Origin of the sequence: Anaerostipes faecalis, assembly GCF_018982945.1 — a bacterium.
Lineage (GTDB): Bacteria > Bacillota > Clostridia > Lachnospirales > Lachnospiraceae > Anaerostipes > Anaerostipes faecalis.
This window is the reverse complement of sequence record NZ_JABRXE010000001.1, coordinates 40895-65390: the sequence shown is the minus strand read 5'-3', so window position 1 is coordinate 65390 and position 24496 is coordinate 40895. Positions and strand designations below refer to the sequence as shown.

Here is a 24496-nt window from a genome sequence, read left to right as displayed (position 1 = left end):
ATATTATAACATGAAATTAATATCAATTAAAATGCCATATCAAGAACTTGCCGCAACCCTTCCCGATCATTGATATCAGTCACATAATCAGATGCTTCCTTTACCTCATCTGACGCATTTCCCATAGCCACACCAAGACCTGCATATCTAAGCATATCTATATCATTATGTCCATCTCCAAAAGAAATGATTTCCTCCTGATTAACGCCAAATACTCCTTCCAGCATATGGACAGCATCTGATTTGGATGCTTTCATGGACATAATCTCCAGATATGTATCTTTGGATTTATAAATTCTAATTTGCGGAAACAATTTCTGCAGTTCTTTTTCCAGTAACGTAATATCCTCTGCCTTTCCCATACACAAAATTTTATGCACTTCCTCAAAGACCGTTTCATCCTCAAAAGAAACTTCTTTTGCCATAACTCCTGTAATATCCATTTCCTGGGCAACCCAATATTCTTCCAGATCCTCTGCCATCCAGCAATCATTTGAATAAATATTGACTGAAACTTCCGGCACAATTTCCCTTATACTTTTACATAGCTTTTTTGATTCATCTTTCTTTAATGCCACACTATAGACAGGCTGCAGATTTCCATCCACTACCAGTGCTCCGCTATAACAGATCATTGGATTTTTTGCACCTAATTCATCTCTGATCGCCTTCATTCCTTTTGGCATACGGGCAGAAACCAATACAAAAGGCACTCCCTGACCACTCATTTCCATGATTTTTTCCTTTGTCTGCTCTGGAATTTTATGTGAAGTATTTAATAAAGTTCCATCAATATCACTAAAAACTGCTTTATATATTCCTTTTTCTATACGACAATCCATTGTACATCCTCCTCTATTAACCTTTGTTTCCATCCTGCCTCTGGCTCACGGTCTAAAATCAATAAATCAATCTGATTCAGACCTACGGCTCGATATTTGCTTACTCTTTGAAATTTAGGATAGTCTGCCATCACAATAACTTGTTTTGCCCTTTGTGCTGCCAGCGCTTTTACTTGAGCATCTTCTTCCTCTTCATAATAAAGACCATCTTCTGCTATTGATGCAACTCCAAGTAAAGCTGCATCAAAATTCAAATTTAATATCTTCTCCCAAACCTCAAATCCATAAAAAAACCGATTTTCTTTCTGTAAAACACCACCCAGACTGTGTACCTGAATCTTTGGCTCTGATGCCAGTAAAATCAGATTGTCCAGAGAATGCGTATATATTTTCATATGGCTGTTCAGCGATTCACACACATATGGCATATGAGTTGATACATCAAAAAAATAAATTCCCTGTTCTCTTAATAATTCTGCTGCCTTCACTCCAATTTTCTTTTTTCCTTCTGCATTCTGCATCATTCTGGACTGATAATTTTCCACTCGAACCTGAAAATCCGTTCTTGCAATTCCTCCATGGGTACGAATTGCTTTTCCTGCTTCCGTCAGTTTAATAATATCTCTTCTGGCAGTATCCCTGGAAATTTCTAAACGTTCCATCAACTCCTGATTGGATAATGTCTGTTCCTTTTGTAGCCAGTCTGTAATTTTTCGTAATCGTTCTTCCTGATACATAATACCTCCTTTTTAAGTAATTATAAGTATTTTTACCTATAATTTCAAGTATTTATAAGTATTTATGCTTATTTTTTCTCCAGCATTTCAAATTCATCTTCAAAGATACAATGCTTTAATTCCCCACTTTTCATCTTCTTTTTACATTCTTCATAATCCACCCATCTAACAGATTCTACTTCCTCTTTCTGAAGTTTTAAGTTTTCTATTTCTACAGGCTCTTTGTAAATATAGACCGCACTGATTTCATGATTGAAAAACTCTCGTCCATAAAAAACATCTTTTATAATTCCATGATGAACTCCTATCTGCTGCAATTGATTCTCCGTTGCATGAATTCCAAGTTCTTCTTCCAGCTCCCTCACGGCAGTTTCCAGATAATCATCTCCTGCTACCATATGTCCGGCAGAAGAAATGTCATAACACCCCGGAAAAGAATCTTTATGGGCACTTCTTTTTTGCAGCAGTACATCAAACCCTTGTTCTTTTTCTCGAATCACCCAGATATGTACCGTTCCATGAGGATCTCCATCTTCATGAACCAATGATCTCTCCTTGATGCGCCCAGTGCGATTTCCTTCTTCGTCCATCACATCAAAAAACTCCAAATCACTTCCATCCAGACAGGCTGAAATCAGATTTCCTTGAATATACTCTAATTTTAAAGAGAAAAATGGCCGTTTTTCTTCCATATAACGTAAAAACAGACGGTCACCTTCCCACAATTCCAGTTTTAAGATATCTTCTTTCTTCACCCACTCCAGAGTTCCTTCATCGCATTCTTTCAATTCTCCTTCGAAACCATCCGCATGATATAAACACATATATTCCCATGCTTCTTTTGAAGTTCCCATATCTGAAAGAAAAGTAACAATGCCGCAGAACCTGAAAGATGTCAGTGTCAGACCTGTTTCCTCCTTTACTTCACGAAACAGACAGTCTTCCGGACTTTCTCCGTGTTCAAAGTGTCCTCCAACTCCAATCCATTTGTCTTTATTAATATCATTCTTCTTTACAATCCTATGCAGCATCAGATAACTGTCATTTTTTTCTATATAACATAGTGTGGTAAGACCCATTTTCTATTTCCTCCATATTTCATCAGCTAAATGTATTGTAAATGCAAAGAACAAAAGATACAATAGTATGAACAATGATAAAGGAGGATTTGCTATGGATATTAAATGTATTGCACTGGATCTGGATAAAACAACTTTAAATAGACAGGGAAAACTTTCCAAGGGAAACAGGGAAGCTTTGATCAGTGCCATGAAAAAAGATGTCCACATTGTCATTGCAAGCGGACGGGCCTTTTCCACACTTCCCAAAGATGTGACCAGTCTTCCGGGAATCGAATATGCTATTACTTCTAATGGTGCTGCCATCTATCATATTCCAACAGGCACGTGCATGCACCGTTATCATCTGACTCCTGCATCTGTCAATGATATTCTGACTGTATGTAAATCTTATCCTGTTGTATTTGAAGCTTTTATTGACGGGACTGCCTATGGAGAAAAACATTATATAGAAAATCCTGTCTTTTACGGAACACCACCAAATGTAATTTCTTATGTTCAGCAGACAAGAAATCCCATTAACCATATGCCTGATTTTATCAGACAGCATGCAAACTGCCTTGACAGCATCGATGTTGTCACAGGAGATATACGGATAAAACAAAAAATCCAGACAGAACTTGCCCGGATTTCCAATGATATCTATATAACTTCTTCTGTCCCCCGCCTTCTGGAAATTTCCCATAAAGATTCTGGAAAACATTCTGGGTTGAAATATATCCAAAATCATCTCCATCTTAAACCGGAACAGACTGCCGCATTTGGTGACGGAGATAACGATATTGATCTTTTACTGGCTGCCGGTACTGGAATTGCTATGGAAAATGCTTCTCCTTCATGCAAAACAGCAGCCGATGCCATTACAAAACACCATGATGAAGACGGTGTTGCCTGGGGAATGAGACATATATTGCATATTATATGATTTCTACATTATATTTACCTAACTGATCCTGTATTTCTCTGGATGGAATTTTCTCGCAGATTATACCGTCAATTTGCGAAAAAGTGGTATAAACATAGTTTGCCTGAAACTCAAATTTCTTGCTTTCCATACCAAGATATACCTTACTGCTTCTTTCAACTACACTGCTTTTCATTAATCCGTCATCTGGCACATACGTAGTGATAATGTTTTCTTCCACGTTAGCCCCTACAACACCCATAAAGCAGATATCAAACCGGAAATTATTCATCATCTGCAATGTAAGAGGTCCAAGAAATCCATTCTGAGAACGGTTAAACTCTCCTCCAATGAGAATAAATTTTACATTCTTGCTGTTAGAAAAAACTGCAGCAATATCCATCATGCAGCTTACAACTGTTACATCCAGCCCAGAATCTATTATTTCTTTTGCCAATTCAATATTAGTTGTTGAAGTATCAAGGAAAATCATATCTCCATTATGAATCAGTTTCACTGCTTTTTTGGCAATCTTAATCTTTTCTTTGATATTCTGATTTTTTCTGGTTGAGACACTGTTACTATGACCTGGATGCAGTGCATCCTTTAAAACTGCTCCTCCATATGTTCTTTTTAGAAGATTTTTTGCTTCAAGGCTTGCCAAATCTTTTCGAATACAATCATCTGTTACCTGAAATCGTTCACTTAATTCTTTTACTTTTACTTTTTCGTTTTCTTTCAATAATTGTAAAATTTCCTGATGTCTCTCTTCTACAAACATATTTATATTTCCCCTTCTGTTTTATTGTTTTTTATTATTTTATTTCGTTATTATTGTTTTGTCAACTTCATTCCTTTCGATATTTTTCACGATTTATTATATGATCTTTTTCTTTATAGCAAGAAAACTTCTGAAATCGAAACTGAAGCTTTTATAAATCTGGTGCCTATAGTATAATAAAAACAAGGAGGAGCTTATGATAAAAAAGATTATTGCACCCATTATAATTACCATCATTTTAATCTTTGTGGAACTTATCTATCTGGGTATTTATATTGCACTGATTCCATGGATATGGTTAAAAATAATTCTTGCAGTAATCCCTCTTGGATCTATTGGTGTTACAATCTATGTTCTGATAGAACGTATCCATGAAGTAAGGAGTGGTGAGGAAGATGATCTTAGTCAATACTGATTATATTAGTGGAAAAGAATTGGAAACTCTTCAACTGGTAAAAGGAAGTACCATCCAGTCAAAAAATATCGGAAAAGATATTACACAAGGCTTTAAAACACTTGTTGGCGGAGAATTAAAAGCCTACAATCAGATGATGGATGAAGCCCGTGCCCTGGCAACCAAAAGAATGGTACAAGAAGCAGAAGAACTGGGAGCAGATGCCATTGTTAATATTAGATATTCCTCATCTGCTGTTATGCAAGGTGCTGCAGAAGTTATTGTTTATGGTACTGCCGTAAAATTCAAATAAAAACAGGAAAATACGACAAAAAATTCCCGGTAAAACATTGATTTTACCGGGAATTTTTATGTACATTTTCACAATTTATACTTCGACAAACACTTCTTTTCCTAATCCGCAGACCGGGCATACCCAATCTTCTGGAAGATCTTCAAATTTTGTTCCAGGAGCAATTCCATTATCTGGATCTCCAGCTGCCTCATCGTAAATATATCCGCATGGTTCACATTCAAATTTTTTCATAATTTATCCCTCCTGATATTCTGCTTTCCATAATCCATGTAAGTTGCAATATTCATAAGCTGCAATCAACTCATCACCTTCAACCAGTGTGAACACTGCCTTTGGTTCATCATCTGGCTGAAATTTGTGAAGCTGTCCACCGTTTTTCGTTTCAATATATACTCCCTGAATATAATGTTCTTCCAACATTGGATGTGCAACAGAACCAACTTCTACAATAACTTCCTGTCCATTTACGGTAATCTGCGGTACATGTTTTTCTCCTGCTGCATCCGTAGAATTTGCTTTTAACTGCTCAATTCCTTCTAACGATGGGCTAGAACCAAAAATGTCAAATAAAATATGTTTATCTTTTTTATAGAATCTGCTCATTGGCATTTCCTCCTTTACTCTCATTGATTATGGTTCTATAATAACCTTGAATATAAATTATTTCTGTAACATATGTTACCAATCTAAGAAAAGGTGAAAAAAATGGAAATAAAAGATACTCTGTTATTCCAAAATCTAAATACAGATGAGATTCAGCGAGTTCTTCATTGTTCCAGTGCAAAGCTGCTGGCTTTTGAAAAAAATGAAGAAATTATATCTCCAGAAGATCAGCCAAAAGTCATCTATTTAATTTTAAAAGGGAAAGTCATCCTGGAACAATTTAATTATATGGGAAAACCAATGAATATTGAATACCGCATGCCGGGGGAATTATTTGCTCAGGAAGACCTTTTTCTTGACAAAAATACCTTTGAATATTCCGTTCGAACAACCGAACCCTGCCAGATATTAACCGCAAATAAAAATTTCTTTTTCCAGACCTGTGAAAAAAGCTGTGAACACCACAGTAAAATTATTTATAACATGCTCCATATTTTTGCTTTGGAAAACCAGCAGAAACAACAGCGTCTTGAACTGCTGACCTGCGGGGATCTGGAACAGCGGATTGCCCGCTATCTTATGGAAGTCAGCAACGGAAATCCCTTTGTTGATTTATCCATGAACCGCAATGAACTGTCGGCATATTTAAATGTCACAAGACCATCTCTTTCCCGAACTTTATCTTCCATGCAGGAACAAAATATCATTCAGATTCATGGTCGAAATCAGATTGAAATTTTAGATTTTGAAAACTTACATGCCATGATTGACGGTCTGTGATTCTAAACAGATCGGGACCGGCTGGTCAATGACCAGCTGATCTTCTTCCACCTGACAATCCATGGCAAGAATATGAACACCTGCTTTTTCTGCCCTCCGCAATGTATCACCAAAGGCTTTATGAGTACGATCATTTGGTTCAAAAACATGTACACCTTTCATCTGGATCACAAATACAATATAGGCATCATACCCTTCTTCTTTGGCTTTCATCAGCTCTTCTATATGCTTAATGCCTCTCTCTGTGGGTGCATCCGGAAATCGAGCCACTCCCTCTTCCTCAAGTGTTACCCCTTTCACTTCCAGATAAGCTTTCTTCCCATCACCTTCCAAATAAAAATCAAAACGGGAATTCCCATATTTCTGTTCTGCCTTTACAAGATCAGGACTTTTATAGATTCCTCCATCCATAAGCCATTCTCCAACCACCTGATTGGGTGCCTGAGAATCCATATTAACCATTCTGTTCCCTTTCATGACTCCAATTAACGAAAAACGGGTTTTCCGATTGGGATTATCATGCTCCTGCAGAAATATTTTTGTCCCCGGAACCAGCAGCTCCCTGCATCTTCCAGTATTCTTTACATGGGCCTTTTCTTCTTTCCCGTCAATTTCCACTATTGCAATAAATCGATTTGGACGGCTGATAAATTTCCCTTCTGTCATTCTTTCATATTTCATAGTGAAAACTCCTTTTATCAACTACTTTTGCTAATCTATTATATCAAACAATTCCTCAATATTTTCTTTCTTTGTTGCCCAGCTTGTTGCAAAACGTACAACTGTATGATTATCATCCTGCTTTTCCCAAAAACTGAATTTTATCTTTTCCTGAAGCTTTTTCATTTCTTTATTATCCAGAATAATAAATTGCTGATTGGTTGGTGAATTCAGATAAAATGTATAACCTCTGTCTGCAAACCCTTTTTTTAATAACTCTGCCATGTCAATAGCATGTCTGCTGATTTTAAAATAAAGATCATCTGTAAACAATGTATCAAACTGAACCCCAAGAAGTCTTCCTTTTGCCAGCAGAGCTCCATGCTGTTTTACAATAGTCATAAAATACTGTGGTGTATTATTTTTTGTAAAGACCACTGCTTCTCCACATAAAGCACCTACTTTTGTTCCTCCAATATAGAAAACATCACATAATTGTGCAATCATTGGCAATGTTACATCGGTTTCACTGCTCATTAGTCCATATCCAAGCCGAGCTCCATCTAAATAAAGCGGAATCTTATATTCACGACAAATTCCTGAAATAGCTTTCAATTCATCTGCGGTATACAATGTACCATATTCTGTTGGATGAGAAATGTATACCATCCCTGGAAATACCATATGTTCATGATTCTCATCATTCCAGAACATACTCAAATAAGATTTTAAATCTTCTGCTTTTATCTTCCCATTATATTCCGGTATTTCTAACACTTTATGTCCTGTATATTCAATAGCTCCAGCCTCATGAACGTTTATATGTCCTGTCTTTGCCGAAATCACACCTTCATAGGGCTTTAAAAGACTATCAATTACTATTTCATTAGTCTGGGTCCCGCCTACCATAAAAAAAATATCCGCTTCAGGACATTCACATAATTCTTGAATCTTTTTTTTTGCACTTTCACAATATGGATCACTTCCATATCCGGATACCTGTTCCATATTTGTTTCCACAAAACGTTCTAATATTTTCTCATGAGCTCCTTCTGTATAATCACTTTCAAAGGATAACATATTAAATTCCTCCTTTTATTCTATTACCTTTTCCTTCAATTATACAAAAGTCTCACAATTGAAACAATTGAAAGTTCGTGACTCACTCAGAAATTAGCTCACATCTGATATACCTCTTTCACATTTTCTATTTATTGACATAAACTATCTTATGATAACTTTTTGGAGAATGCCATGGCCACTGCTCTATCAGTAAATCACGTTTCTTACGCATATCACTCTTTGCAGCAGGAAACACTTGCTCTTCTTGACGTTTCCTTTCAAATAGAATCCGGAGAATTTGTATCTGTTGTTGGTCCAAGCGGATGTGGCAAATCAACACTTTTGCATTTGATTGCCAGACTCCTTCCTTTAAAAACAGGAGAAATTTTTATTAATGGCTATCCCTTGACTATCTCTAAAGAGAAGGTTGGATATATGCTTCAGCAAGATCAGCTTCTTCCATGGAAAACAATTTATGAAAATGTCATTCTTGGATTAAAAATACAGAAAATTCATAATCCAGATATTCTGGAGAAGGTAGACGGACTGCTATCGGCCTATGGGCTCAATGATTTTCGTAATTCCTATCCAAGTCAGTTATCCGGAGGAATGCGTCAGCGTGCTGCACTTATAAGAACGCTGGCACTATCTCCCAATCTTCTTTTACTTGATGAACCATTTTCTGCTCTTGACTATCAGACACGTTTAAATGTTTCCAATGATATCGCCTGTATACTAAAAAAGGAGAAAAAAACCGCCCTGTTAGTAACTCATGACCTGTCAGAAGCAATCAGTATGTCAGATCGTGTTATCGTTCTCTCCAAAAGACCTGGAACAATTAAGGCAATTGTTCCGATTAAACTTTCCTGTAAAGAAAAAACCCCGCAGAATGCCAGAAATTCTGTAGAGTTTAAAGATTATTTTAATTTGTTATGGAGTGAAATCAATGAAACCTGAAATATCAAGGGAACAACAATTGTATATTCAAAAAATACAAAAGGAAAAATACTGGGTTCTTGTTACCCAGATATCACTTTTGCTACTGTTTCTTTTTCTGTGGGAATTTTCTGTGGATGAAGGTTATCTAAACGGTTTTATTTTCAGCAGCCCCAGCCGGATTATTCAATGCTTTTATTCCATGACAAAAGATCACAGTATCTTTTTCCATGTTGGTATAACTTTACTGGAAACCATGATTAGTTTTTTTCTCATTATGTTTCTGACCCTTGCCTTTGCCATTCTTCTATGGTGGTTTCAAATCCTTGCAGATATTCTGGAACCTTATCTGGTAGTTTTAAACAGTCTTCCGAAATCTGCCCTTGCTCCCATATTAATCGTATGGCTGGGAAATAATATGAAAACCATTATTATTACCTCTATTTCCATTGCAGTATTTGGAAGTATCCTGAATTTGTACAATGGCTTTATGAAAGTTGATCCCCAACGGCTTATGCTTATCCGAACTTTAGGCGGAACTAAAACAGACTGTCTTCGATTGGCTGTTATCCCGAGCTGTATACCTTTGTTTATAAGTCTTATGAAAGTCAGTATTGGATTATCTTTAGTTGGTGTCATTATTGGAGAATTTTTAGCCGCCCGAGCCGGACTGGGCTATCTAATTATTTATGGAAGTCAGGTATTTAAAATGGATTGGGTTATGATGTCAATTATCATTCTATGTCTGATTGCCATGCTCCTTTATAAACTTTTACACATTTTAGAAAAATATGCCGTAAAAAATATGTAGAACATCAAAAAGCCCCACCGTTTTCCGATGGGACTTTTACTTTTATGAAAAGAGAGGATTAAAATTAAAGACTCGCTCGCGAGTCTTGGCGCGGAATTCGGGTCTGCATAGCAGACATACTTCCAATCCGAATTCCTGCGCATCCTCGCGGAGCGTATATCAGATGGGGGATTGAAACCCGCCACTGATACATAATTGTTGCTCACCGCCTACAGAGGCGGGAGTCATCCCTCATCTGATATATATGAAAAACTATGTCTTTATTATACCTGATTCTTCTCCCGATTCAATTTACTCCCTGTAAACTTTTCTAAACAAAATATAAAATCATTCCAGATATTTTCAAACATTAAACAATTCATGTTGCTTTGTCATTCAACTAATTTTTTTATATTTTTCTCTATCTGCTGTATTACCTGAAAAAATGTTTTATCATCTTGTCCTGTCGGATCAGGTAATCCCCAATCATCATCAAATGGTCTTCCAATAAAAGGACATCTTACTCCGCATCCCATGGAAATTGCGATATCAGGTTCGGGTATGTCTGAAATAAGTTTATTGTATTGTCCGTTCTGTTCCATATCAATCCCATATGTTTCTTTCATAATTCGTACGGCATCTTGATTAATTTCCGATTTTATCTCTGTTCCTGCAGAATAGAACTCAAAATAATCTCCCAGATAGTAATTACCTAAAGCCTCTGCTATCTGACTTCTGCAGGAATTATGTGTACAGATAAAAGCCACCTTTTGTTTATTATCCATTTTTAACCATCCTCTCGTATTAGTTGCCACCTTTCCAATCACAGCATGACCTAATATCCTAACTTATGAAGCAGTTTTTCCACATCATTAGCCTTTAACACTTTCCCCATGGAAGCTACTTTATCGTTTACAATCAGTGCAGGCATAGACATAACACCATAAGACATAATTGTTTCCATATCTGTGATATACTCCACTTCCATATTAAGCTGCATAGCTGATACAGCAGCTTTTGTATTTTCAAGCAAAGCGTGGCATGATTTACATCCAGAACCAAGTACCTTTAAGCTGGTTAGTGTCGCTTTTGTTTCTTCCTCTTTTTTCTTTTCTGATCTAAATAAACCCACCTTAAAATCCTCCGTTTAATTTCATATTAAAATTCCTTGTATTAAATTAAAGAAATAGCCTACAAAGATAATTCCCACTGTACAAATTGCAATAAATATTCCAATTAGTTTCGGTTTTACTGCTTTTTTCAGCATAATCATAGATGGCAGTGAGAGTGTTGTAACCCCCATCATAAACGACAACACAACACCCAGCCTGGCTCCTTTTGCAAGTAAAGCTTCTGCAATCGGAATACATCCAAAAATATCTGCATACATAGGAACACCTGCAACTGTTGCAATAATGACACCCAATGGATTACCTGTTCCTAAAAATCTTACAATAATATCCTCTGGTATCCAGTTATGAATAAATGCACCAATCAGCACACCAATCAATACATAAGGAGTAACCTTTTTGACGGTATCTAATACTTGATTCCATGCAAATTTCACTCTATCTCTCTTTATTAATATTTCCTGCGGAACATCTATAGAATGTCCATTACGAATAAATTCTTCTACTTGACTTTCCAAATGCAGCCGCTCAATTAAAGTGCCTCCGGTAACTGCAATGACAAGTCCAACGATTACATATACAATTGCTACCTTTGCTCCAAAAATACTCATTAAAAGAACAAGAGAGCCTAAATCCACCATTGGAGAAGATATTAAAAAAGAAAAAGTAACTCCTAATGGCAGTCCTGCACTTGTAAAGCCCATAAAAAGCGGAATTGATGAGCAGGAGCAAAATGGAGTTACTGTTCCAAGTAATGCAGCAGCTATATTTGCCCATATTCCATGAAATCTCCCTATAATCTTTTTTGTTCTCTCTGGTGGAAAATAGCTTTGAATATATGAGATTATAAAAATCAACATTCCAAGCAAAACCATAATTTTAATACAGTCATAAATAAAAAAATGAATAGAACCACCTATTTTCTCATTTGTATTAAGTCCCAACTGATTAAGACCAAGCTCAATCAGCCCCTTTAACCATTCCATTCCAAGAATATCATCTTGAAAAAAAGACCAGATACTCTTTATCATTTCATCTTCTCCTTATACATTTAATTATATGCATATTTAAATATATCGATTTGTATTTCAAATGCAATCGCACCATAAAGGCTATATTATTCTTTACAGCACGACTTTTCGTTTTGGATTGATTTCTTTCCTTTGATTTTTGCAAGGTACTCAATCAGTTGTGAAATGCCATCATCTGCTATCCTATAGTGTGTCCACCTGCCTTCCTTCCAGCACTCAACCACACCAGAATCACAAAGTATCTTCATATGATGAGAAAGTGTTGGTTGGCTGATTTTCATCTCATCAAGCAGATTACAGGCACATCGTTCACTTCCCATTAACAGTTCAATAATCTGTATTCTATTTTCATCTCCTAGAGCCTTAAACATATTAGCAATTTGTTTCTGTATCACATTATCACCTCATATTCATGTTTATCTATTTGTCATTATATCATTATATTTACATATGTCAATATAAAGGTAGAGGTTGCAATAAATATAAATTATGCTTGTATATTATCTTCTCGTGCCAGACATGTGATATACTCTGTTCAGATATGCCTGTGTTACTGGTACCTATTCATCTATAGTTTCCAGCAAAAAGCTAACTGGTCGAAACCCATCATTACAGGATATCATTGCAGACTTTTTATTCTTCATCCAGCCATCATAAAAATTCTCTCCACCATGAGCAAGCGTCATAACAAATGCTGAGATACTATCCCATGCACTATCGCAAAAGCCCTCTGGTTTCTGCCATCCATCGGCAATAAATACCTGTCCCTCTTTCATGTCACAGGCATGTTCCATTGGATTTTCATATTTTTCCATTAGATCTGTATAACAGGCTATTTTCATAACAGTAATTCTTACTTTCTTCATATAGTTAATCTCCATAAATTAGTTGTATATTAATTTTTTTGTCTATTAAATATCTATCTCCATGTAATTATAAAAAATTTGTTCCTTCATTACAATTATATGTAACCAAGAAAACGTCAAAAAGTCCCACCGTTTTCCGATGGGACTTTTGCTTTTATGAAAAGAGAGGATTAAAAATATATGAAAAACTATGTTTTTATTATACCCGATTCCTGTCCTTATTCAATTTACTTCCTATAAACTTTTCTAAAGAAAAAATAAAATTATATAAAGAAAATTTTGTATATCTTATAATTTTCTTATTGACAATTAGAAATGAAGGGCGTAGAATAAAAACCAATTTAAAGCGTAAAAAGACAAAGGGGTCTTATCCTTGTTTCTTTTTACGCTTTTTCTTTTAAAAATTATTATCACGGAGGGAATTTATATGGATACTTTGAATTTAATCGTCCAACAGATTGACAGTTTTGTCTGGGGACCTGTTATGCTGGTTCTTTTAGTTGGAACTGGAATCTTTTTAACCATTCGAACCCGCTTTGCTGCATGGCGAAATCTTGGATACGCATTACATAGCGTTCTTAGTAAAGAAGCACGTACCACAAAAAGAGGAAGCGGTGACGTTTCTCCTTTTTCAGCCTTAATGACTGCTTTGGCAGCAACCATTGGTACCGGTAACATTATCGGTGTTGCAACTGCCATGTTTGCAGGTGGTCCTGGTGCGTTGGTATGGATGTGGATTTCCGCATGTTTCGGATTAACATCAAAATTCAGTGAATGTATGCTGGCTATCAAATACAGAACAGTAAATGAAAAGGGTGAAATGTCCGGTGGTCCTATGTACACAATGCGCAATGGACTGAAAAATAAAACCTTTGGAAAAATCCTTGGATTTTTATTTGCCTTATTTACCGTCCTTGCTTCTTTTGGAATTGGTAACATGACACAGGCAAATTCTATTTCCGGTTCTGTAAAAGAAATCTTTGGTATTTCTACTAACATTACAGGAATCATAATTACAATATTAGCTTTAGTTATTATTTTAGGTGGTATTACAAGTATTTCCAGAATTTCTTCTGTTGTTGTTCCTGGAATGGCTATTTTCTACGTAATTGCCGGATTAATTGTTATTATCATGAACATAACCAATCTTCCAGCTGGTCTGGCTCAGATCTTTATTATGGCTTTCCATCCACAGGCCGTAGGTGGTGGTGTTGTTGGTGTCATTACTGTCACTGTTATGAATTCTGTTCGTTATGGTGTTGCCCGTGGAGTATTCTCCAACGAAGCCGGTTTAGGTTCTGCAGCTATTACTGCAGCAGCTGCAACAACAGATGATCCGGTTCGTCAGGGATATATTAATATGACCGGTACTTTTTTCGATACCATTGTAGTATGTAGTATTACAGGTCTTGCAATTGCTTCTTCCGGTGTACTTGGAACTGTTGACGGTACTGGTGCCGCACTGGAAGGTGTACAGCTTACCATGGCAGCATTCTCAAGTGTACTTGGACCTCTTGGAAAATATCTGGTAGGTATCGGTATTATTTTATTTGCATTTTCTACCATTCTTGGCTGGGAATACCATGGCGAAAAGGCTTTTGAATATTTATTCCAGAGTCACAAATATAACATCATTTACCGTGTATTTTTCTCTCTGATTGTTTACGTAGGTGCTACACAGACTCTTGAGCTTGTTTGGAACTTATCTGATATCATGAATGCATTAATGGCAATTCCAAACTTAATCTGTATGCTGATTATGAGTAAAGAAATTGCTCAGGAAGTCGAACGTTTCCAGCCTATTATCGAAAAAGAAAAGGCTGCCGCAAAGATTCGCAATCGGGCAAATGTCGAAGCATAAATACACCTCAAATTCAAGACTCGCTCGCGAGTCTTGGCGCGGAGCGTATATCAGATGGGGGATTGAAACCCGCCACTGATACATAATTGTTGCTCACCGCCTACAGAGGCGGGAGTCATCCCTCATCTGATATATCATATCTAAAAAGTGGACTGTCAAAATTGACAATCCACTTTTTTATTATAAAAATTATATAATACTACCGGTTTTCTAACTCTGTATACTCTTTGTTCTGTAATACACTCTGATATGCAGGCCGGATAATCTTGTCCACATTTGTTAGTTCTTCTAAACGATGGGCACTCCATCCTACGATTCTTGCCATAGCAAAAATTGGCGTAAACAGTTCTAATGGAATATCCAGCATACTATAAACAAATCCACTATAAAAATCTACATTGGCACTTACCCCTTTATAGATTTTTCTTTCTTCTGCAATCACTTCCGGTGCCAGCTGTTCAATCATGGAATAAAGTTTAAAGTCTTTTTCCCTTCCTTTTTCCACTGCCAGTTTTTCTACAAACCCTTTAAAAATCTGTGCTCTTGGATCTGAAATACTATAAACAGCATGTCCCATACCATAAATCAATCCTTTTTTATCAAATACTTCTTTATGCAACAGCTTTTTTAAATATTCCCGTACCTGATTTTCATCTGTAATATCGTTTACATTCTGTCTCAGATCCTGCATCATTTCCACAACTTTAATATTAGCGCCTCCATGCTTTGGTCCTTTTAGTGAAGACAATGCTGCTGCAATAACAGAGTAGGTATCTGATCCGGCAGAGGTTATCACATGAGTGGTAAAGGTAGAATTATTTCCTCCTCCATGCTCCATATGAAGCACTAATGCAATATCTAATACTTTTGCTTCCAGTTCCGTATATTTTTTATCCGGACGAAGCATTCGCAAAATATTCTCAGCCATAGTACAATTTCCATCTGGCCGGTGAATGTAAAGGCTGTCATCATTTTCATAATGATTGTAGGCCTGATATCCATAGACCGCAAGCATTGGAAATACACTGATCAGCATCAGACATTGACGCAATACATTTTCCATAGAAATATCAGATGCTTTATCATCATAGGATGCAAGCGTTAAAATACTCTTGGTCATTGAATTCATTATATCTTTACTTGGTGCTTTTAATATAACGTCTCGTGTAAAATTTTTCGGCAAAGTCATGCTACCTGCAAGTACCTGCCTGAACTCTTCCAATTGCTTCTCATCGGGCAACGTTCCAAACAACAGCAGATATGTTACTTCCTCAAAACCATATCTTTCGCCCTTTAGAAATCCCCTGACAAGATCATTTATGTCATATCCTCTATAAAATAATTTTCCCTGACAAGGTACTTTCTTCCCGTTGACAACTTTATTTGACTGAATGCATGAAATATTGGTAAGCCCTGCCAGGACCCCCACTCCATCTACATCTCGAAGTCCTCTCTTAACTCCAAGTTCAGTAAATAAATTTTTATCAATTTCACAGTTTTCTCGGCAGATGTTTGCCTGATTTTTCATATATTGTTCCATTCTTTCTGTTTCCATTCTGCTTCCTCCTAACTGTTTTATTTGATATTTATCAACAAACATTCTACATGAATATTTGATTTTTGTCAAATATTGACCTTTAGCAACAACATGCTATAATAGAAAAGATATGAAAAATGGAGGATACACTATTATGAAAGATATTTCTGCACTTTTTGAAATATTTCCAATCTGCCAACGTATTTTAATGAATACTGTTGTCTTACATGATACACAATTTACAAAAACACAACTGTTTATTTTATACACTTTGTCTGCCAAGGGAAGCGTAAATATGTCCGAAATTGCATCCTATATTGCATCATCCAAAGAACAGGCAACCCGTGCAGTAGCTCCTTTGGTAAAACAAGGGTATGTAGCCCGTTTTCACAATGAATCCAACCGTAAAAAAGTTTACATTCGTCTTACAGACCAAGGCTATGACGTCATAAAACAGGAAAAAGGACTAATCAAAGATTTCCTTGCCAATAAATTAAATTCTCTCTCAGAAGAAGACCTTGAAATACTCCGCGAGTCTCTATCAAACCTTTTGAAAGTTTTAAGAAAACTCGAATAAGCTGTAATTTTATGCTATACTTAGCTTAATTCAAAAAAGTTATTGGAGGATTCATATGAAAGCTGATTTACATTGTCACACTGTCCTGTCTGATGGAGCCATGGATCTGGATTCACTGCTTCGCTATGCAAAACGAATTGGTCTGGATTATATTGCCATTGCGGATCATTCATCTACACATTCTATTCCTGTTGCCATAGAGCTTGGAAAAGAACTTGATTTACATACAATTCCTGCAGTGGAAATACCTGCCAATCACAAAGAAACATCTATTAATGTCCATCTTCTTTGCTATTATCCAGTAGACACAAAACGTCTTCAAAAACATTTGAACAAAGATTTATCCGCATTTTCTGATTCAGTTACACGTTCCTACAAAGCTCTGATGGACAAATACCCTGTCACAATGGACCAGCTCTACGAAGCATCTAGACAAAGTACCGGTATATATTATACTCATATTATGCAGGTTTTATCTCTGATGGGATACACAGCAACTCCCATTGGTGAATTGCACAACGAACTATTCCATTCTGGAAGTCCTTACAAATTTCCTAATAAATATATGGACGCCAAAGAAGCCGTTGAATTAATCCGATCCTGCGGAGGTGTTGTAGTACTGGCACATCCCGGTCAATACAAAAATCCAATGCTGATGGAAATGATGATAGAAGAAAATATGATTGACGGTATAGAAATCAATCACCCAAGAAATGATAAAAAAACAATGGATCAGATTCGTGCTTTATGTAAGGAACATGATTTGTTTATGACTGGAGGAACAGATTTCCACGGTCTCTACACAAAAACACCGTATCCTTTAGGATCTTTCCTCTGTCCTGAAGAAGAACTGGAACGATTAATCGATGCTGGAAAAAAAGCCAATAAAGCATTTTATGAAAAGAGGAAATCATGACAAAGAAACTTATTTTTTTTGATGTAGATGGAACTTTAGTAGACCCTGCAACAGGTCAGATACCTGACAGCACTTTAACCACACTGGAAGAATTACAAAAACGTGATCATCTCATCTGTATTGCTACAGGACGTCCTCTTTTCCACCCGGAAAATCCGAAATTTTTCTCAACAATTTCCTGGGATGGATATATCTGCTGTAACGGACTTGCTGTTTACAACAACAAAAAGGAACCTGTTTCCCTTCATGCAATGACTTCAAAGTCCATTGAACAATGTATCCAGGTTACACAACAAAACAACTTTAATTTACTTTTTGAAGAAGAACATAATTTTTATCTTCTGAATGACCAATTGGAATATGTGGAAGAGACCCAGCGTTTTCTGAACCAAACCATTCCTCCTTTGGGAACATATAACGACCAGGATATTTACGGATTGATGGTCTATGCTCCAAAAGGATATGATTACAAAGAATATTTTTCCATTGATGGAATCGATGTTTTTCCCGGACAGTCTGCCTATGCAGATATTGTGAAAGTCGGTGCAAACAAATACACTGGAATTTCTGAATTGATGGATTACTATGGTTATTCGTCCTATATTGCTTTTGGAGATTCCAACAACGATCTGGAAATGCTTGAAAACGCAGATCTTTCCATTTGTTTAGGACAAGGTTCCAAGGAGGCAAAGTCTGTCAGCAAATATATCACAACACCTGTTGATCAAGATGGTATTTATCTTGCTTGTAAATATTTTAAACTTATTTAAAAAAAGAGGCACAGGCCTCTTTTTTAATTCATCTTTTTCAAAATGCTCTTAGCTACACTTAAACCATTGGCAGATGCCTGTTGCAGTCCTCTCGTGACTGAAGCCCCATCACCAATAGCCCGTAATCCTTGAATATTTGTTTCAAAATCGTCATTCACCAAAATTTTATTGGAGTAAAATTTAACTTCTACTCCATAAAGCAATGTTTCATCACTGGCCATTCCCGGAGTAACCTGATCCAGTGCATATATCATTTCTTCAATATCTTTCATAATTCGATACGGAAAAACCAGTGATAAATCCCCTGGTACTGCATCTTTCAAAGTTGGAGTTATATTATTTCGAACCAACCGCTCTTCTGTCGTTCTTCTTCCTCTTACAAAATCTCCAAAACGCTGCACAAGAATTTTTCCATCACATAGCATATTAGACAACTGGGCAATATGTTTTCCATACTGAATCGGTTCTTTAAACGGCTTGGTAAAATTTTTAGAAACCAGCAAAGCAAAATTGGTATTTTTCGTCTTATAGGATTCTGCCTTATATGCATGTCCATTTACAACTGCAAGTCCATTTTCATAATACTCTGTTGCCACTTCACCTGACGGATTACTGCAAAATACCCTGACTTTATCATCAAATGTCGGTGTGTAGTACACAAGCTTTGCTTCGTAAAGGCTTCTGTTTAGTTCCTCCATAATTTCATCCCGAACTTCAACACGAACACCTACGTCAACTGTTCCTACCTGAGTTTCAATATTATATTTTCTGCAGATATCACTTAACCATTCAGAACCTTCTCGTCCAACAGCGGCAACGATTTCGTTGGCATAATATATCTCATCCTGATCTGTAATAACAGCTTTTGCCTGTCCCTCTTCAATCATGATATCCCGCACCATTGTATTAAATTCCATTTCAACGCCCTGTTCCTGCAAATGATGCTGAAGTCGGGAATAAATCTTATACCCCTCTTCTGTTCCCAGATGACGGATTGGACATTCAATCAGCTTAAGATTTGCCCGAATGGCTTTTTTTCGTATTCTAGCTATTTCTTCCTCTTCATCAATTCCATATACTTTTGTATCTGCACCAAATTTCAAATAGATATCATCAGACTCTTTCAAAAGTTCAACGGTTTTGTCGTATCCCAGTATTTCCGGAAGATTTCCTCCTACATCTGGCGATAATGATAATTTCCCATCAGAAAACGCTCCTGCTCCTGCAAATCCTGTTGTTATGGAACAAGGTTTACAGCTGACGCACACTTTTGTATCTCGTTTCGGACATTTTCTCTGTTCAATTCTTCTTCCTTTTTCAATCATCAGGATTTTAATTCCCGGACGGTTTTTCACCAATTCATAAGCACAAAATATAGCAGAAGGACCTGCTCCAATTAAAATAACATCATATTTTTTCTGCATAAGAATCACCTCGTCTTATCTTCCTGAATTTTCATTTTTATAATCGGACGTTCTTTTCCCTGTCCATCATATTCATTACGGTCGTATTCTTCAAATCCCATATGGCGATAAAAACCTGCTGCCAGTGGATTTTGTTCATTAACATCAACAAATGTCAGGTGATCATTGGAAAACAGATACTCCATCATCTGTCTTCCATATCCACAGCCTCTCCAATCTGGATCAAGAAACAGCATTTCCAGTTTATTTTCTTTCATTCCAGCAAATCCTAAGCTAACTCCGTTTGAGTCTGTCAGAATATATAGTCTTGGAATTTCTTCCAGACTGGTTAAAACGAAAGGTTTTAATTCCCTGATATCCTCCTTTGATAAAAATGCATGGGTTGCCCATACAGATTTCTCCCATATTTTTAAGAGGTTTTCAATTAATGCTGTTGATCTGTTCCCTGCAGAAGTATCTCTGATAATAACGGGTTTGGTTGTATTTATACTATATCCATATAACTTTAGCATTTCCAAAGCCCTCTGAAAATGCTCTTCTTTGGTAAAGATATAATCTGTATTATAGGTGGATACTGCATAAATGCCGATTTGTGCTTCTGCAAGAATTCCTGTTATCTGTGACAATATTCCAACCAGTGAAAAATCCAGCTTTCCTTCTATTCGAAATCCTTTCCAGCCTTTGTCACACTCCAGACAGTCATTTGGTAAACAATCTATTGAACAAACCAATGATAATTCTTCATCTGTCTTCCCGATAAAACAATATTCATCTGAAAAATCAATCTCCTTTATGTCACTGATTTTGCATATGGCAAACTCATTCTCCAGTATTTTCAATTCCATTGATTTTCACTTCCTTTCCCAAATAACTGTTTCCTCATGATAATTCTTGGCAGGCCTCCGTATTTTAATTTTTCCATAGCTTCTTCATATCCCATAGCAAGCAGATTTCCTCTGCTGTAGCGGTTTTCCGGATGAACTGTTGCCAGAGCATACCGGTATATTCTTCCTTCAAGCCACTTTTCTGCCTCATAAAGCAATTTTCTTTGAAGTCCCATTCCTCTTGCTTCAGGTCTTACAATAGCTGACTCCATCAGTACTGTTAATTCTCTTTCCTTTTTAGAAAAGCCCAGATCAAATCCCAGATTTTCCTCGTCTTCACCTGGTATATCCACAATGAGAAAACCCATAATCTTATTTTGTCCACAGGCTTTTAAAGTTATCCCATTTTCTCCTAAATGCCTTTTTACATATTCCCTGTTATCTTCCACAAACCAATCTGGGTTCTCCACTGTATCTCTGGCAGTAGTCATCATCTCCATGATTTCATCCAGATCCTCCATTTCTGCCACTGTAATATTTATGTCCATCATTACAATCACCTATGCCTTATGACTTCAAATCGCTCCATTTTTACATTTTTATCATCTTCTGCAATTCCTGCTTTTTGTCTGGTTATCTCTATCTGCTGTTCAATGGTATCAATACCTTCCAGGTTTGGAAGCAGCAGCCCTCGTTTTACACCTTTTGTTAAGATTAATCCATATTTCTTCACATCCAGCTGTTCTTTCGATGTGATTTCCTCTGGTTCTCCAAGAACATCTACACTATATTCAATCTGACTTAGTTCATCCGCTCTAACTTCTGGAAATCTTGGATCTTTGTATCCTGCACTCACTGCATTTTGTATGATTTCTTCCGCAATAGAATCAGTTGTAGAACAAATGGTTCCAATACAGCCCCTCAGTCTTCCGTTTTTCTTTAAAGATACAAAAACTCCTGCTTTATGATCCATCATTTCATCTGGCAGTCCTTCCGGAACAGAAATAAGTGTTCTTCCAGTCATATATTCTTCCAGAGATTTCCTTGCCAGTTTAACAAATTCATCCTCTTCCTGCTTTTGTTTCTCCAGTCTTTCCCGCTGACATTCCATATACTTTTCCCGGAAATTCCGGTTTGTATCGTCACCATTTGGACGGTATGCACAGATTCCATATCCGACACCAAACGGTCCTTCATAGGATAATTTTTCTGTATCCACAGCTGTCTGGTCCAATGCACCTGCCATAATCAAAAATGCTCTCTGTCCGCACTCCCCAGCTTTCTGACAAAATTCTTCTGATAACCCGAACAGTTCACCAAAATCTGCCATTCCCATAATTTTCATGATTTTCTGATCATAAACCGGTCCCTCTTCTGCAAATCCATATGGTCCGTCTTCCTTTAATCTATGAGATAAATCTCCACTGGCAATTACCACTGTTCGTCGTCCCAAACGTAATGCTGTTTCTTTTATATATTCACCCAGCTGATAGTGCTCTGCAAAGGATAATCCTGATAATCCAATTCTCACAGTTTTATAGCCACTGTATATCTGATTAATAAAGTACAGCGGTATCATAAATGCATGATCCAGCCTGCTGTCTCGCTCTCCCAGTGTTCCTGCCATAAAATCATGTTCGTCTGCCTCAAGGCTTAATTCCTGCACAAAAGGAACATCGTAATCCACATGTATTTTTACATCTGGTGCACGAAACTGTCCAAAATCCCCATCTGCACCGGTTCCTGGTGAAATATGAAAATAATCACCATACATAACAGAATGAGGTGTCGCAATCACAATAGTTTCCGGCTTTAAAGCTGCAATTTTCCCAGCTACTTTTTTATATGCTGCCACAGTATCGCTTATTTTCTGCTGCTCTCCACATCCAACCTCAGGTATAATCAATGGAGGATGCGGAACCATAAATGCTCCTACAATTGCCATATATCATCCAACCTTTCTCATCATTTTCTATTTATATTTCTATTTTTATCGTATCATAAACCTCAGAGAAAAAAAAGCAGACAAATCTTTCAGACTGGACGCACCTGGTTCAATAAGGTATACTCCTAATAAGATATTATGTCTATAAAGTGAAAGGATTTATCTATGATTTATAATTTATGTCGAAGATTAAAAAATGAAATAGAAGTACGTCAGACCTTAAGTCAGTTACGTCAGGAAATAAAAGATTCCACAAACAAGGAAATGGTCATATCCTGGCTTTTGAAAGATGGTCTGGATCTTTCTCATTTTCTACAAAATGATGATGCCAAAACACGTAAAAATGCGGCCTTGCTGATTGGTAACCTTAATCTGTCCAGTTATGCAGACAACTTATTCCAGGCTTACGAAAAAGAAAAGACCTTATTTGTTAAGGAAGCCTATCTCCGTGCCATGCAGCATATGGATATTACACCTTTTCTTCCACAATTAAAGGAGCATCTGCAAGCTCTTTCTGAAACAGAAACAACTTCTGAAAATAAAAAACATATGGAAAAGGAACTTCATGCACTAACAGATCTGATTCTTTCTGTCAACGAAGATCAGATTCACTCTTTCCGTAACGGAAAAAATACGTTCCACTGCCTGTTTCGTACAAATCCACTGTTTCCTGAAATCACAGAAAAACAAATGAATACCTCTGAAACTTCAACATCCAGACTGGGAGTCCGTATTTCCACAAAAAATATCCGGCACTTATTGAATATCCGTACCTGGAACGAGCTATTATTTCAGATACCAGGCATGATATCATGTGGTCCAGAACCTGAAGTTCTTGGAAAAACTATTGCTTCCTCCAGTTTATTGGATTTTTTATTCAAATCCCATGATGGTTCTTTCCCATTTTATTTTCGTCTTGGCGTAAAAAATAAAATGGCATTAAAGGATCGCAGTATTTTTACTCAGAAAATTGCTTCATCCATTGAAAAATACAGTCATCGTAAACTGATAAATTCTACTTCAAATTATGAATTTGAAATCCGCCTGATTGAAAGAAAAGATGGAAACTATTATTTATTTTTAAAATTATATACCATAGATGATCATAGATTTGATTACAGGAAAGAATATATTCCAACAAGTATTAAACCTGTAAATGCAGCACTTCTTGTACAGCTTGCGAAAGATTATATGAAGCCTGATGCCCAGATCCTGGATCCATTTTGCGGAGTTGGTACTATGCTGATTGAACGACAGAAAATCGTTAAAGGAAATACATCATATGGAATTGACCATTCTCCAGAAGCAATTGAAAAAGCCATTATCAATACTAATCTGGCAGATCAGATCATTCATTATGTCAACAAAGACTGTTTTGCATTCGCCCATGAATATCCATTTGATGAAATCTTCACAGAAATGCCTTACGCAACCGGACAAAAAAGTGAAAACGACATTTACGAAATCTATAAAAATTTCTTTCCAATGGCAAAACGACTCCTGCGCCCAGAAGGAACCATCATTATGTATACCAGAAATCACGAGTATGTAAAAAAACTCTGCACAAAATGTAATTTTCAGATCATCAAACAGTATAAGATAACGGAAAAACCGGAAACATGGCTGATAATCCTCAGATAAGGACATTATTTTGGGGCTGGTGCCTTCCTATTTATCGTCATCTATATTAAACGAAAAACCCACTTCATAAGCAATCAATCTGCAGGACTG

Annotated in this window: 29 protein-coding genes; 11 read left to right on the top strand and 18 right to left on the bottom strand. The window is 36.7% G+C overall.

Going from position 1 to position 24496, the window contains the following annotated elements; translation table 11 throughout:
• Nucleotides 1-26: 26 nt before the first annotated feature.
• The 3 genes from KTB61_RS00340 to KTB61_RS00330 all read right to left on the bottom strand — a co-directional run bounded on the left by KTB61_RS00340 (nucleotide 27) and on the right by KTB61_RS00330 (nucleotide 2658).
• A complete protein-coding gene (locus KTB61_RS00340) occupies nucleotides 27-842 on the bottom strand; it encodes a Cof-type HAD-IIB family hydrolase (protein ID WP_075759240.1) in 816 nt (271 codons plus the stop codon).
• Entirely contained in the window at nucleotides 827-1579 is a 753-nt protein-coding gene (locus KTB61_RS00335; protein WP_075759241.1) for a DeoR/GlpR family DNA-binding transcription regulator, read from the bottom strand. The genes KTB61_RS00340 and KTB61_RS00335 overlap by 16 nt, the downstream gene beginning before the upstream one ends.
• A gap of 68 nt (nucleotides 1580-1647) precedes the next feature.
• On the bottom strand, nucleotides 1648-2658 hold the full coding sequence (locus KTB61_RS00330; RefSeq protein ID WP_075759242.1) for an NUDIX domain-containing protein: 1011 nt from the start codon (nucleotides 2656-2658) through the stop codon (nucleotides 1648-1650).
• A 94-nt stretch (nucleotides 2659-2752) separates the two neighbouring features.
• Here KTB61_RS00330 and KTB61_RS00325 point away from each other — a divergent pair, with 94 nt between their 5' ends.
• On the top strand, nucleotides 2753-3583 hold the full coding sequence (locus KTB61_RS00325; RefSeq protein ID WP_083638297.1) for a Cof-type HAD-IIB family hydrolase: 831 nt from the start codon (nucleotides 2753-2755) through the stop codon (nucleotides 3581-3583).
• Here the strand turns inward: KTB61_RS00325 and KTB61_RS00320 are convergent.
• Nucleotides 3576-4343: a DeoR/GlpR family DNA-binding transcription regulator gene (locus KTB61_RS00320; RefSeq protein WP_216696558.1), complete on the bottom strand. Its 768-nt coding sequence runs from the start codon at nucleotides 4341-4343 to the stop codon at nucleotides 3576-3578. The two genes, KTB61_RS00325 and KTB61_RS00320, sit on opposite strands and share 8 nt — an antisense overlap.
• A gap of 196 nt (nucleotides 4344-4539) precedes the next feature.
• On the opposite strand from KTB61_RS00320, the gene KTB61_RS00315 reads away from it, so the two are divergent.
• Nucleotides 4540-4758 carry a hypothetical protein gene (locus KTB61_RS00315; protein ID WP_075759245.1) on the top strand — a complete coding sequence of 73 codons (219 nt, stop codon included), beginning with the start codon at nucleotides 4540-4542 and terminating at the stop codon, nucleotides 4756-4758.
• Nucleotides 4739-5050, top strand: coding sequence for a YbjQ family protein (locus KTB61_RS00310; RefSeq protein WP_075759246.1), 312 nt, complete (start codon nucleotides 4739-4741; stop codon nucleotides 5048-5050). Before KTB61_RS00315 ends, KTB61_RS00310 begins: the two co-directional genes overlap by 20 nt.
• Nucleotides 5051-5125: 75 nt before the next feature.
• Here the strand turns inward: KTB61_RS00310 and rd are convergent, their stop codons facing one another.
• Nucleotides 5126-5284 (bottom strand): rubredoxin, encoded by a 159-nt coding sequence (rd, locus tag KTB61_RS00305; RefSeq protein WP_075759247.1) that lies wholly within the window; start codon nucleotides 5282-5284, stop codon nucleotides 5126-5128.
• Nucleotides 5285-5287: 3 nt separating this feature from the next.
• Nucleotides 5288-5656 (bottom strand): desulfoferrodoxin family protein, encoded by a 369-nt coding sequence (locus KTB61_RS00300; RefSeq protein WP_075759248.1) that lies wholly within the window; start codon nucleotides 5654-5656, stop codon nucleotides 5288-5290.
• Between the two features lie 102 nt (nucleotides 5657-5758).
• On the opposite strand from KTB61_RS00300, the gene KTB61_RS00295 reads away from it, so the two are divergent.
• Nucleotides 5759-6436, top strand: coding sequence for a Crp/Fnr family transcriptional regulator (locus KTB61_RS00295; protein WP_075759249.1), 678 nt, complete (start codon nucleotides 5759-5761; stop codon nucleotides 6434-6436).
• On the opposite strand, the gene sfsA is transcribed toward KTB61_RS00295, so the two are convergent.
• Both sfsA and KTB61_RS00285 read right to left on the bottom strand, forming a co-directional pair.
• Nucleotides 6410-7117: a DNA/RNA nuclease SfsA gene (gene sfsA / locus KTB61_RS00290; RefSeq protein WP_075759250.1), complete on the bottom strand. Its 708-nt coding sequence runs from the start codon at nucleotides 7115-7117 to the stop codon at nucleotides 6410-6412. The genes KTB61_RS00295 and sfsA overlap by 27 nt on opposite strands.
• 30 nt (nucleotides 7118-7147) lie before the next feature.
• A complete protein-coding gene (locus KTB61_RS00285) occupies nucleotides 7148-8176 on the bottom strand; it encodes a threonine aldolase family protein (protein ID WP_075759251.1) in 1029 nt (342 codons plus the stop codon).
• Between the two features lie 174 nt (nucleotides 8177-8350).
• Between KTB61_RS00285 and KTB61_RS00280 the strand changes: the two genes are divergently transcribed.
• Nucleotides 8351-9115 (top strand): ABC transporter ATP-binding protein, encoded by a 765-nt coding sequence (locus KTB61_RS00280; RefSeq protein ID WP_075759252.1) that lies wholly within the window; start codon nucleotides 8351-8353, stop codon nucleotides 9113-9115.
• On the top strand, nucleotides 9105-9905 hold the full coding sequence (locus KTB61_RS00275) for an ABC transporter permease (protein ID WP_075759253.1): 801 nt from the start codon (nucleotides 9105-9107) through the stop codon (nucleotides 9903-9905). Before KTB61_RS00280 ends, KTB61_RS00275 begins: the two co-directional genes overlap by 11 nt.
• Nucleotides 9906-10276: 371 nt before the next feature.
• On the opposite strand, the gene KTB61_RS00270 is transcribed toward KTB61_RS00275, so the two are convergent.
• The 5 genes from KTB61_RS00270 to KTB61_RS00250 form a co-directional block, all read right to left on the bottom strand.
• The gene (locus KTB61_RS00270) at nucleotides 10277-10669 is read right to left on the bottom strand and encodes an arsenate reductase ArsC (RefSeq protein WP_216696557.1); all 393 of its coding nucleotides are present in this window, start codon (nucleotides 10667-10669) and stop codon (nucleotides 10277-10279) included.
• Nucleotides 10670-10719: 50 nt separating this feature from the next.
• The gene (locus tag KTB61_RS00265) at nucleotides 10720-11016 is read right to left on the bottom strand and encodes a thioredoxin family protein (RefSeq protein WP_216696556.1); all 297 of its coding nucleotides are present in this window, start codon (nucleotides 11014-11016) and stop codon (nucleotides 10720-10722) included.
• Between the two features lie 21 nt (nucleotides 11017-11037).
• A complete protein-coding gene (locus KTB61_RS00260) occupies nucleotides 11038-12045 on the bottom strand; it encodes a permease (protein WP_216696555.1) in 1008 nt (335 codons plus the stop codon).
• 86 nt (nucleotides 12046-12131) lie between these two features.
• Nucleotides 12132-12440: an ArsR/SmtB family transcription factor gene (locus tag KTB61_RS00255; RefSeq protein ID WP_075759257.1), complete on the bottom strand. Its 309-nt coding sequence runs from the start codon at nucleotides 12438-12440 to the stop codon at nucleotides 12132-12134.
• 165 nt (nucleotides 12441-12605) lie between these two features.
• The gene (locus tag KTB61_RS00250) at nucleotides 12606-12911 is read right to left on the bottom strand and encodes a TIGR04076 family protein (RefSeq protein ID WP_075759258.1); all 306 of its coding nucleotides are present in this window, start codon (nucleotides 12909-12911) and stop codon (nucleotides 12606-12608) included.
• Between the two features lie 427 nt (nucleotides 12912-13338).
• Here KTB61_RS00250 and KTB61_RS00245 point away from each other — a divergent pair, with 427 nt between their 5' ends.
• The gene (locus KTB61_RS00245) at nucleotides 13339-14772 is read left to right on the top strand and encodes an alanine/glycine:cation symporter family protein (RefSeq protein ID WP_075759259.1); all 1434 of its coding nucleotides are present in this window, start codon (nucleotides 13339-13341) and stop codon (nucleotides 14770-14772) included.
• A gap of 199 nt (nucleotides 14773-14971) precedes the next feature.
• Here the strand turns inward: KTB61_RS00245 and KTB61_RS00240 are convergent, their stop codons facing one another.
• Nucleotides 14972-16327 carry a citrate/2-methylcitrate synthase gene (locus KTB61_RS00240; RefSeq protein WP_075759260.1) on the bottom strand — a complete coding sequence of 452 codons (1356 nt, stop codon included), beginning with the start codon at nucleotides 16325-16327 and terminating at the stop codon, nucleotides 14972-14974.
• A gap of 112 nt (nucleotides 16328-16439) precedes the next feature.
• Between KTB61_RS00240 and KTB61_RS00235 the strand changes: the two genes are divergently transcribed.
• From KTB61_RS00235 to KTB61_RS00225, 3 genes are read left to right on the top strand one after another with little or no spacing between them, the layout of a single operon-like run.
• Nucleotides 16440-16886: a MarR family winged helix-turn-helix transcriptional regulator gene (locus tag KTB61_RS00235; RefSeq protein ID WP_230973555.1), complete on the top strand. Its 447-nt coding sequence runs from the start codon at nucleotides 16440-16442 to the stop codon at nucleotides 16884-16886.
• A 55-nt stretch (nucleotides 16887-16941) separates the two neighbouring features.
• Nucleotides 16942-17802 (top strand): PHP domain-containing protein, encoded by an 861-nt coding sequence (locus KTB61_RS00230; RefSeq protein ID WP_075759262.1) that lies wholly within the window; start codon nucleotides 16942-16944, stop codon nucleotides 17800-17802.
• On the top strand, nucleotides 17799-18572 hold the full coding sequence (locus KTB61_RS00225; RefSeq protein ID WP_216696554.1) for an HAD family hydrolase: 774 nt from the start codon (nucleotides 17799-17801) through the stop codon (nucleotides 18570-18572). Before KTB61_RS00230 ends, KTB61_RS00225 begins: the two co-directional genes overlap by 4 nt.
• Before the next feature lie 23 nt (nucleotides 18573-18595).
• Here KTB61_RS00225 and KTB61_RS00220 read toward each other — a convergent pair whose 3' ends face one another.
• Genes KTB61_RS00220 through amrA form a run of 4 tightly spaced genes read right to left on the bottom strand, consistent with a single transcriptional unit; the run spans nucleotide 18596 to nucleotide 22765 of the window.
• Nucleotides 18596-19996 (bottom strand): NAD(P)/FAD-dependent oxidoreductase, encoded by a 1401-nt coding sequence (locus KTB61_RS00220; protein ID WP_075760530.1) that lies wholly within the window; start codon nucleotides 19994-19996, stop codon nucleotides 18596-18598.
• Nucleotides 19997-20001: 5 nt separating this feature from the next.
• Entirely contained in the window at nucleotides 20002-20841 is an 840-nt protein-coding gene (locus KTB61_RS13180) for a GNAT family N-acetyltransferase (RefSeq protein WP_330638196.1), read from the bottom strand.
• Nucleotides 20832-21371 carry a GNAT family N-acetyltransferase gene (locus KTB61_RS00205; protein ID WP_216696553.1) on the bottom strand — a complete coding sequence of 180 codons (540 nt, stop codon included), beginning with the start codon at nucleotides 21369-21371 and terminating at the stop codon, nucleotides 20832-20834. Before KTB61_RS00205 ends, KTB61_RS13180 begins: the two co-directional genes overlap by 10 nt.
• Before the next feature lie 5 nt (nucleotides 21372-21376).
• The gene (gene amrA, locus KTB61_RS00200; protein ID WP_216696552.1) at nucleotides 21377-22765 is read right to left on the bottom strand and encodes an AmmeMemoRadiSam system protein A; all 1389 of its coding nucleotides are present in this window, start codon (nucleotides 22763-22765) and stop codon (nucleotides 21377-21379) included.
• A 165-nt stretch (nucleotides 22766-22930) separates the two neighbouring features.
• Here amrA and KTB61_RS00195 point away from each other — a divergent pair, with 165 nt between their 5' ends.
• Nucleotides 22931-24406 (top strand): TRM11 family SAM-dependent methyltransferase, encoded by a 1476-nt coding sequence (locus KTB61_RS00195; RefSeq protein WP_216696551.1) that lies wholly within the window; start codon nucleotides 22931-22933, stop codon nucleotides 24404-24406.
• Nucleotides 24407-24496: the final 90 nt, after the last annotated feature.

Excerpts from the sequence above, each read along its gene's own strand:
- KTB61_RS13180 (WP_330638196.1), bottom strand. The coding sequence starts at position 20,841 with ATGGAATTGAAAATACTGGAGAATGAGTTTGCCATATGCAAAATCAGT.
- KTB61_RS00250 (WP_075759258.1), bottom strand. The coding sequence starts at position 12,911 with ATGAAGAAAGTAAGAATTACTGTTATGAAAATAGCCTGTTATACAGAT.
- KTB61_RS00275 (WP_075759253.1), top strand. The coding sequence starts at position 9,105 with ATGAAACCTGAAATATCAAGGGAACAACAATTGTATATTCAAAAAATA.
- KTB61_RS00195 (WP_216696551.1), top strand. The coding sequence starts at position 22,931 with ATGATTTATAATTTATGTCGAAGATTAAAAAATGAAATAGAAGTACGT.
- KTB61_RS00295 (WP_075759249.1), top strand. The coding sequence starts at position 5,759 with ATGGAAATAAAAGATACTCTGTTATTCCAAAATCTAAATACAGATGAG.
- KTB61_RS00285 (WP_075759251.1), bottom strand. The coding sequence starts at position 8,176 with ATGTTATCCTTTGAAAGTGATTATACAGAAGGAGCTCATGAGAAAATA.
- KTB61_RS00315 (WP_075759245.1), top strand. The coding sequence starts at position 4,540 with ATGATAAAAAAGATTATTGCACCCATTATAATTACCATCATTTTAATC.
- KTB61_RS00270 (WP_216696557.1), bottom strand. The coding sequence starts at position 10,669 with ATGGATAATAAACAAAAGGTGGCTTTTATCTGTACACATAATTCCTGC.
- KTB61_RS00245 (WP_075759259.1), top strand. The coding sequence starts at position 13,339 with ATGGATACTTTGAATTTAATCGTCCAACAGATTGACAGTTTTGTCTGG.
- KTB61_RS00280 (WP_075759252.1), top strand. The coding sequence starts at position 8,351 with ATGGCCACTGCTCTATCAGTAAATCACGTTTCTTACGCATATCACTCT.
- rd (WP_075759247.1), bottom strand. The coding sequence starts at position 5,284 with ATGAAAAAATTTGAATGTGAACCATGCGGATATATTTACGATGAGGCA.
- KTB61_RS00240 (WP_075759260.1), bottom strand. The coding sequence starts at position 16,327 with ATGGAAACAGAAAGAATGGAACAATATATGAAAAATCAGGCAAACATC.
- KTB61_RS00225 (WP_216696554.1), top strand. The coding sequence starts at position 17,799 with ATGACAAAGAAACTTATTTTTTTTGATGTAGATGGAACTTTAGTAGAC.
- KTB61_RS00310 (WP_075759246.1), top strand. The coding sequence starts at position 4,739 with ATGATCTTAGTCAATACTGATTATATTAGTGGAAAAGAATTGGAAACT.
- KTB61_RS00320 (WP_216696558.1), bottom strand. The coding sequence starts at position 4,343 with ATGTTTGTAGAAGAGAGACATCAGGAAATTTTACAATTATTGAAAGAA.
- KTB61_RS00230 (WP_075759262.1), top strand. The coding sequence starts at position 16,942 with ATGAAAGCTGATTTACATTGTCACACTGTCCTGTCTGATGGAGCCATG.
- sfsA (WP_075759250.1), bottom strand. The coding sequence starts at position 7,117 with ATGAAATATGAAAGAATGACAGAAGGGAAATTTATCAGCCGTCCAAAT.
- KTB61_RS00330 (WP_075759242.1), bottom strand. The coding sequence starts at position 2,658 with ATGGGTCTTACCACACTATGTTATATAGAAAAAAATGACAGTTATCTG.
- KTB61_RS00300 (WP_075759248.1), bottom strand. The coding sequence starts at position 5,656 with ATGAGCAGATTCTATAAAAAAGATAAACATATTTTATTTGACATTTTT.
- KTB61_RS00220 (WP_075760530.1), bottom strand. The coding sequence starts at position 19,996 with ATGCAGAAAAAATATGATGTTATTTTAATTGGAGCAGGTCCTTCTGCT.
- KTB61_RS00335 (WP_075759241.1), bottom strand. The coding sequence starts at position 1,579 with ATGTATCAGGAAGAACGATTACGAAAAATTACAGACTGGCTACAAAAG.
- amrA (WP_216696552.1), bottom strand. The coding sequence starts at position 22,765 with ATGGCAATTGTAGGAGCATTTATGGTTCCGCATCCTCCATTGATTATA.
- KTB61_RS00235 (WP_230973555.1), top strand. The coding sequence starts at position 16,440 with ATGAAAAATGGAGGATACACTATTATGAAAGATATTTCTGCACTTTTT.
- KTB61_RS00260 (WP_216696555.1), bottom strand. The coding sequence starts at position 12,045 with ATGATAAAGAGTATCTGGTCTTTTTTTCAAGATGATATTCTTGGAATG.
- KTB61_RS00340 (WP_075759240.1), bottom strand. The coding sequence starts at position 842 with ATGGATTGTCGTATAGAAAAAGGAATATATAAAGCAGTTTTTAGTGAT.
- KTB61_RS00325 (WP_083638297.1), top strand. The coding sequence starts at position 2,753 with ATGGATATTAAATGTATTGCACTGGATCTGGATAAAACAACTTTAAAT.
- KTB61_RS00205 (WP_216696553.1), bottom strand. The coding sequence starts at position 21,371 with ATGATGGACATAAATATTACAGTGGCAGAAATGGAGGATCTGGATGAA.